At 50.3% G+C, this 7492-nt stretch carries 8 protein-coding genes; 4 read left to right on the forward strand and 4 right to left on the reverse strand.

Annotated features, from left to right (window positions below; translation table 11 throughout):
- From mutS to LDL35_RS13355, 3 genes are all read left to right on the forward strand, one after another.
- Positions 1-2002, forward strand: a 2002-nt coding sequence (mutS, locus tag LDL35_RS13345) for a DNA mismatch repair protein MutS (RefSeq protein ID WP_304023291.1), incomplete at its 5' end; no start/stop codon positions are given.
- The gene (mutL, locus tag LDL35_RS13350) at positions 1999-3795 is read left to right on the forward strand and encodes a DNA mismatch repair endonuclease MutL (protein WP_304023292.1); all 1797 of its coding nucleotides are present in this window, start codon (positions 1999-2001) and stop codon (positions 3793-3795) included. The genes mutS and mutL, both read left to right, overlap by 4 nt.
- A 31-nt stretch (positions 3796-3826) precedes the next feature.
- Positions 3827-4027, forward strand: coding sequence for a DUF2283 domain-containing protein (locus LDL35_RS13355; RefSeq protein ID WP_304023295.1), 201 nt, complete (start codon positions 3827-3829; stop codon positions 4025-4027).
- Positions 4028-4085: 58 nt separating this feature from the next.
- Here the strand turns inward: LDL35_RS13355 and LDL35_RS13360 are convergent, their stop codons facing one another.
- On the reverse strand, positions 4086-4307 hold the full coding sequence (locus tag LDL35_RS13360; protein ID WP_304023297.1) for a hypothetical protein: 222 nt from the start codon (positions 4305-4307) through the stop codon (positions 4086-4088).
- A gap of 10 nt (positions 4308-4317) precedes the next feature.
- Positions 4318-4611, reverse strand: a complete 294-nt coding sequence (locus LDL35_RS13365) for a type II toxin-antitoxin system HicB family antitoxin (protein WP_304023299.1) — start codon at positions 4609-4611, stop codon at positions 4318-4320.
- 91 nt (positions 4612-4702) lie between these two features.
- Between LDL35_RS13365 and LDL35_RS13370 the strand changes: the two genes are divergently transcribed.
- A complete protein-coding gene (locus LDL35_RS13370; protein ID WP_304023301.1) occupies positions 4703-6049 on the forward strand; it encodes a deoxyribodipyrimidine photo-lyase in 1347 nt (448 codons plus the stop codon).
- A 14-nt stretch (positions 6050-6063) separates the two neighbouring features.
- Here LDL35_RS13370 and LDL35_RS13375 read toward each other — a convergent pair whose 3' ends face one another.
- Both LDL35_RS13375 and LDL35_RS13380 read right to left on the reverse strand, forming a co-directional pair.
- Entirely contained in the window at positions 6064-6978 is a 915-nt protein-coding gene (locus tag LDL35_RS13375) for a radical SAM protein (RefSeq protein ID WP_304023304.1), read from the reverse strand.
- Between the two features lie 74 nt (positions 6979-7052).
- Entirely contained in the window at positions 7053-7262 is a 210-nt protein-coding gene (locus LDL35_RS13380; RefSeq protein ID WP_304023306.1) for a hypothetical protein, read from the reverse strand.
- Positions 7263-7492 lie beyond the last annotated feature (230 nt).

A 7492-nucleotide genomic window follows, 5' to 3' on the forward strand; every position in this document is an offset into this window, starting at 1 on the left:
GATGGCATCTGCAGAGGAGGTGCTCTGCCGGCAGTTTGGCATTTCAAATCCGGAGGATCTGCCCTGTGCCGGTTATCCGGCAGGAACCATCGCGGCGGGGGCTGCCCTGGCCTATGCCCAGAAGACCCAGTTTGATTCATTATCCCATATCAGGTCGGTCCACCGGTCAGATATCGGCTCACACCTGGTCCTTGACGCTGTCACATTACGGAATCTGGAGGTCCTGCAGAATATCCGGGACCGGACCGAAGAAGGAACCCTTGTTGCAACCATCGATCTGACCCTGACCCCGATGGGCCGCCGTCTCCTCCGCAAAAGGATTGCTGCACCCCTCCTGGATCCGAACGTAATAAACCGCCGGCTTGATGCGGTATCATATTTCATTGACCGGTCAGCTGTCAGACATGATGTCCGGACCCGCATCCACCGGTTCCCGGATCTTGAGCGGATTGCCGGGAGGATCAGTTATGGGAATGCAAGCCCCCGGGATCTGGTAACCCTTGCTATAGCGAATGATGCGGTAGAGAGCCTCAAATCCATCTTCTCTACAGAGGACGGTATTCCTGACGAACTATCCGGTGCAATCGCCGGTATCAGGGACATCACCCCTCTGGCCGACCTTATCACAAGAGCAATTGTCCAGGATCCACCAGCCCTTATCAGGAAAGGGGGGGTGATACAGGACGGGTATCATGAGGAACTTGATCACCTCCGGACCATCTCACGAAACGGGAAACAATGGATCGCAGACCTTGAGCAGCAGGAGAAGGAACGAACCGGGATAAAATCCCTGAAAATAAAATATAACGCAGTATTCGGGTACTACATCGAGATAACCAAGGCAAATCTTGCCAGTGTTCCGGATGATTATGAACGCCGCCAGACAACTGCAAACGGGGAGCGGTATACCGTCCCGGCACTTCGCGAGATGGAGTCCCAGATAGCAACGGCTGACGAGCGGTTGCAGAGTCTTGAAGAGGAGATTTTCAGGGATATCATCGAAAAGGCAAATCAGGAGGTACCTGCTCTTCAGGAGATAGCCCAGGCGGTCGGGAAGATTGACCTCTATGCAGGACTTGCAGAAATAGCACTCAAAAACCAGTATGTCAGGCCTGAACTTGTCGATGAACCCACCCTTCTGATCCGTGAAGGCCGTCATCCGGTGGTGGAGAACAGTATTGGCGGGGGTTTTGTCCCCAACGATGCAGAGCTCTCGGCAGGAAAAGACCAGATCCTGATCATCACCGGGGCCAATATGGCCGGAAAGTCGACCTATATGCGGAGTGTGGCCCTGATCATCATTCTTGCCCAGATGGGAAGTTTTGTCCCGGCGACCTATGCCAGGATCGGGGTCGTTGATCGGGTATTTACCAGAGTCGGAGCATTTGATGACCTTGCCTCCGGACAGAGTACCTTTATGGTTGAGATGATGGAGCTTGCAACCATCCTCAACCATGCTACGGAGAAAAGCCTCGTCATATTGGATGAGATCGGCAGAGGGACCAGCACCCTTGACGGGTACTGTATCGCAAAAGCTGTCCTTGAGCACCTTCACGGCAAGAGGTCAAAGGGGCCGCGATGTCTTTTTGCGACCCATTTCCACGAGATAGTGGGGATAGAAGCTGACCTCAGACGTGTCCGGAACTGTCATTTCGCGGTAAAAGAGACGGACAAGGACGTCATATTCCTCCGGAAACTGGTTCCCGGCGCTACTGACCGGAGCTATGGTATTCATGTGGCCGAGCTTGCCGGTGTTCCGGCTTCGGTTGTGAGCAGGTCTGAAGAGCTGATAAAACGGATCATGAGCGGTGAGGATCCGATGGGCGGTGGTGTCAAACGGTACACCCAGATGATCCTTCTTGATGCCGGGACAGAACCGGTCAAAAAGGCCGGGCCGGATCCTCTGCGGGAAGAACTTTGCTCACTTCAGGTCAATGAGATCACACCGATGCAGGCACTTCGTATCCTTGCCGATCTGCAGGAGAAGGCACGACACCTATGACCACCCCTGCCCCGGTCATCCAGATCCTTGATGAATCAACCGTCCACCTGATCGCTGCCGGTGAGGTGGTGGACCGTCCGGTCTCCATCGTCAAAGAACTGGTCGAGAATGCAATTGACGCGGCATCATCCAGAATAACGGTGGAACTCTCTACCGCCCATGGCGTGATATCCCGCATCCGGATTACTGATGACGGAGTCGGCATCCCTTCAGACCAGGTCAGGATTGCTTTTCTTGCCCATGCCACGAGCAAGATCAGGACCGGTGATGATCTGCTCTCCTGTCGGACACTTGGATTTCGGGGCGAGGCACTCGCAAGCATAGCGGCAGTCTCCTACGTGACGATGGTGACAAAGCCGAAAGAGTCAGAGGCAGCAATCTGCTTTCGGATCACAGGGGGAGAGGTCGTCGAATGCACCGAGACCGGGGCACCGAACGGGACCTCGATAACGGTTGAAGAGGTGTTTTTTAACACACCTGCGAGGCGCAAGTTCCTAAAAAGCCTGCAGACTGAGGTTGCCCACATCACATCCCTTCTTGAGTCATTTGCATGTCTGTACCCGGGTATCACCTTCAGGTACCTCGTAAACGGGATTGAAAAATTCTCAACCCATGGAGGGTCTGATCTTTCTGATATCTTCCGGGCGCTCTACCCGTCTGATGCAGGGATGATGATTCCAATCCGCGGTGAGGATGGAAACACTGTCGTCACCGGTCTTATCTCCCTCCCGAAACTGGTAAAGCAGAATAGGCAACGGTTTCTTATTGCCGTGAACGGTCGGCTTGTTCAGTCTCCTGCGATGATATCTGCGGTAAAACGGGCGTATGGCTCCCTGATACCCGGCAATGTATGGCCGGTTGCGGTTCTGATGCTTGCGGTCCCTCCGGCAGAGGTGGATGCAAATATCCATCCGACCAAGCGTGAGGTCAGATTTTCTGCAGAACGAAAAATCCTAGATCTGCTTGTCCGGACGGTCAGACGGGCCCTTGACGATGCAGATCTGCTTGACCTTCCTGCAGGACCGGATGAAGATGCGCAGATCTCTCTCTCTGACCTTCCTTCTCCGGTACCAGCTCCAATCCGGTATGGATCTGTCGCAGCAGCACCGGTTACGAGGCAGGTATGTGAAGCAACCCTTGCCGGGTACCGGACCACGTCTCGTCAGCTCCTGCAGACCCGGTTACAGGAGAGTGCCGATGAAGCTACGAAGGATGAGCGGTTCCCCCAGCTCTTCTGGATTGGGCAGGTCGGCGGGACATACATTATTGCAAGTGATAAGACCGGAGCATTATTCCTCATCGATCAGCATGCGGCCCATGAACGGGTCAGGTACGATCAATTAAAGCAGCAGGAGTCTTTGCACCTGAAAACCCAGGAACTGATTGCCCCGGTCGTGCTCACCCTGAGCCCCTCCGAGGCCGGACTTATCCCTTCAGTTCTTCCGGTTCTCTCCGATGAAGGGTTTATTATTGAGCCCTTTGGTCAGGATACCTGGTGTGTCCGGGGGGTTCCGGTGGTCCTTGGGAGGTATGAGGATCCTGAAACGGTCAGGGAGATAATCGGAACGATCCTTTCAGAGGATGAAGGGCCGGTTCGGTTAAAAGAGCAGGTTCTCCGGCTGGTTGCATGCAGGAGTGCGGTAAAAGCCGGAGCAGTGCTCACCCCTGAACAGGGGATGGATATACTAAATCAGTTGTCACAGACCGCTGATCCCTGGACCTGTCCACATGGCCGGCCGACGATAATCTCGTTCTCATGTCAGGAACTCGGGAAGATGTTTAAGAGGGTATGACATCTGAAACGTTGTGTTATTCAATAAAACGATGAAAATTACTATAGATTCCGTCATGAGAGCTTTTTATATCCGGTTTGATGAATCACCAATTGTGAGTTCTGAAGAGGTTAAACCGGGATTAGTTCTGGATTATGACAAAGATAACAGGATTGTTGGGATCGAACTTCTCAATTTGGATCAGGAGATTATGAGTGATCTTATGAAAAATTTCTCAATAGAAACAAAGTAATGTCTGATAAAATGAGTCATAACGGAGAAGAGGAGGACTATTCCATCATCCGACAACCTCATTGTCCCAATAAATTATCAATTTCATCATCGGTGAACCCCAGTTGCCGAAGAACAATCAGCATATAATGAGAAGAAAACTCATCTTTTGCCATAACCACCGTTGCATGATATGTTATCCCCTTGGATATTCTCTTAAATATTGCATGGCTCGTCCCGCGCTGACAAATTAACCGTGCATTGCCTTTAGCCAGCAGGGCCACAAATTTCCTGCTTGGCATTGGTGGTATCTTATGCGGCACAGGGATCGGAGATTGTTATTTTTTTAGAAAACAGACGATCATTTGAATGAGAGGACCCAAAATCTCCAATAAGAAACTCTCTGAGGAGGTCCAACGAGACTGGCTTTATTTCATCTTCTATTCTTTCTTCTTTGACGAAAGAAAGGTACTCTTGGCATGCTTCCTGAAGCATTCTGGTTGCTTCCTCAATAGTATCTCCCTGACTGGCAACATTGAGTTCAAGACAAAGACCTACATAAAAATCTCCAGATTTTTTAATTAATCCCGTGTATGCACAAGTCATAAGTCCTTATCTCATGATGAACTACATATCTGTGATTACTACAATCATGTAATATTTCCGTATAAAAAATCTGTGCCATCTGGTATTACTCATGATTCAGCCTGAACGCATTACTTCATTCAATAATCAGGAACCGAAGGGTTCGTACATCCTCTACTGGATGCAATCAGCGGTCAGGACCAGATATAACCATGCCCTTGAATATGCAATTGAACGATCAAACGAACTAAAAAAACCTCTCATCGTCGTCTTCTCTCTTGACCTCTCCTATCCTGAAGCAACACCGGTCCATTACCGGTTTTTATGGGACGGTCTTCAGGACGTGAAGCGTTCTCTCTCCGAGCGGGGAATCGGATTTCAGATCCTCTTCGGGAGTCCGGTCGATATCATTCCCCGGATTGTAGACGATGCATGCATGATGGTGACTGATCAGGGCTGGACAAGGCTTCAGCGGGAATGGAGGCAGAAGGTCATTGATTCCGTCCCGTGTATGGTGGCGATTGTTGAGACCAACCTGATCGTGCCGGTTCATGTTGCATCACCAAAAGAAGAATGGTCGGCAGGAACATTCAGACCAAAAATTACCCGGCAACTCCCCGCCTTTCTGCACCCTCTCACCCCAAGGCATGTTCAGGTAGAGTCCACGGATTATCAGCCATTCACGGAGATTCCGTCCGCACCAAAGCGCGAGTTTAACCAGGAACATGTCTCCGACGATACTTCTTCTCAATCCCTTCCCGGAGGAGAGACTGCTGCAGATCATTATCTCTCTGTTTTTCTCTCCGGCACCATCGACCGGTACGAAGCCACCCATAATGATCCGACAGCCCGTGCAACATCGTATTTGAGCGCATACTTACATTTCGGCCATATTTCTCCACTTGATATCGCCCTCCGGGTGATGGAACATCCCGGACCGGGAATCCATGCGTTCCTGGAACAACTCATCGTTCGGAGGGAGTTATCACACAATTTTGTCTGGTATAATCCCCGGTATGATCAGTACGAAGGCCTTCCGGAATGGACGAGGAAGACCCTTGGGAAACACCGGACTGATACACGGGAGTATTCATACACACTTGCGGATTTTGAGCAGTGCAGGACTCATGACCGGGCATGGAATGCGATGCAACTCTCGATGAATCGGACCGGGTACCTGCATGGGTATCTGCGGATGTATTGGGGAAAGAAGATCCTTGAATGGACCGAAACACCTGAAGAGGCGTATTCCATTGCCCTTTCTCTCAATAACCGGTATGAAATGGATGGACGGGACCCGAACGGGTTCTGCGGGGTTGCCTGGTGCTTTGGGAAACATGATCGGCCGTGGAAGGAACGGGCAGTATTCGGGACTATCCGGTTCATGAATGAGGCCGGGCTCAGGCGGAAGTTCAGGCTGGATGGGTGGGTGGATCGGACGTTCGAGTTATACACCTGATCGGTCCGTTTCTCTTATTCAAGGCCCCTGGTAAGACCATACTCGTGTGCAATCCTGATTGCCGTCGCCACTTCTTCAGGTGATACCCGGCGGAGAAGGGAAGCATACTCGTCAGGACAGGATCTTCTGATATCACCTGCAGGATGGTATTGGTCCATGATATTAAGCCAGGTATTCAGGGAGATCTGATCAGCAATGAACCGGATGATTTTCTCTGTCTCCTCACTTCTTCCGGGGAGGAGAAGGTGCCGGATGAGAAGTCCGTGTGTTGCAATACCGTTCTCAAGGGTAAGGTCACCCACCTGACGATGCATCTCACACAGGGCGGCCTTACAAATCTGCGGGTAATCAGGTGTCTGTGCCAGTATCCTGCCTGTCTGTTCATCCGCAAATTTAAAATCCGGCATATAGATGTCGATGATTCCTTCAAGAAGCCGGAGTGTGTCAATGTCTTCATATCCACTCGTGTTGTAGACAAGCGGGATCTGAAGCCCGGTATCCATTGCGATCAGAAGTGCTTTCAGGATTGCCGGGAGCTGGTGAGTCGGGGTGACCAGGTTGATATTATGACATCCCTGTTCCTGAAGATGGAGATATATGTATGCAAGATCCGGTTCGGTTATTTCCCTCCCCATCCGCTCATGGCTGATCTCATAGTTCTGACAAAACCGGCATCCCATGGTGCATCCGGTAAAGAAGATGGTCCCTGATCCCCTGGTCCCAGAAATTGGTTGTTCTTCGCCGAAATGCGGGCCAAATGAAGCCACATAGGAATGGATACCGGTCCTGCAGTATCCATACTCCCCATCGGAGCGTAGGGCTCTGCAGTGACGGGGGCAGAGGATGCAGGGTGAAGAACGTTCCTCTATTGTGTGTATCCGGGAAATGAGAAGGTCACGGGAGATAGTGAGGTACCCTGGGCTTGTCATCTGTCAGGGGTATAGTCACCATGTCAGGAGAAAAAAATTGAGATCAGATTCTTGCAGGTTTTTAGGATTTAAATTTAGATCTTATCTTTTCCGGCAATGTAGTTCAGCGGCTTTAGTCTCTTGCCCCTGACAACATCAAAACCCTGGGTTCGTTTCAGGCGCTTCACTTCATCCTGTAGTTCTTCAATAATCCCAAGTAATCGGTTTACCAAAGCCGGGTCAGAATTCGAACTGATTATATCATGGGTAATTTCTTTCAGATATTCAGAATTTTCAGTTTTCATAAAAATATTCGTGTATACAAATGGTTGCTGTGGATAAGTAGATTTGGATACTGTGAGATCCAGACTGATTTTACGTACATAATCCATGGTAATTGGACTTTTCGTGTCTGATTGTTCAATGAGTGAGAGATGTAATTGATTGCAATAACCTGAAGATTGTGAGGATATAACTAATATTCAGGGTTTCTGCTGACTGGTTCCATGAACGAATTTTTTGACTCTGATGATCC

It is taken from the genome of Methanospirillum hungatei, from assembly GCF_020216685.1.
GTDB classification, from domain to species: domain Archaea; phylum Halobacteriota; class Methanomicrobia; order Methanomicrobiales; family Methanospirillaceae; genus Methanospirillum; species Methanospirillum hungatei_B.

Bases quoted from the DNA above. Each gene is read 5' to 3' on its own strand.
- mutL (WP_304023292.1), top strand. From the start codon at position 1,999: ATGACCACCCCTGCCCCGGTCATCCAGATCCTTGATGAATCAACCGTC.
- LDL35_RS13355 (WP_304023295.1), top strand. From the start codon at position 3,827: ATGAAAATTACTATAGATTCCGTCATGAGAGCTTTTTATATCCGGTTT.
- LDL35_RS13360 (WP_304023297.1), bottom strand. From the start codon at position 4,307: ATGCCAAGCAGGAAATTTGTGGCCCTGCTGGCTAAAGGCAATGCACGG.
- LDL35_RS13365 (WP_304023299.1), bottom strand. From the start codon at position 4,611: ATGACTTGTGCATACACGGGATTAATTAAAAAATCTGGAGATTTTTAT.
- LDL35_RS13370 (WP_304023301.1), top strand. From the start codon at position 4,703: ATGATTCAGCCTGAACGCATTACTTCATTCAATAATCAGGAACCGAAG.
- LDL35_RS13375 (WP_304023304.1), bottom strand. From the start codon at position 6,978: ATGACAAGCCCAGGGTACCTCACTATCTCCCGTGACCTTCTCATTTCC.
- LDL35_RS13380 (WP_304023306.1), bottom strand. From the start codon at position 7,262: ATGAAAACTGAAAATTCTGAATATCTGAAAGAAATTACCCATGATATA.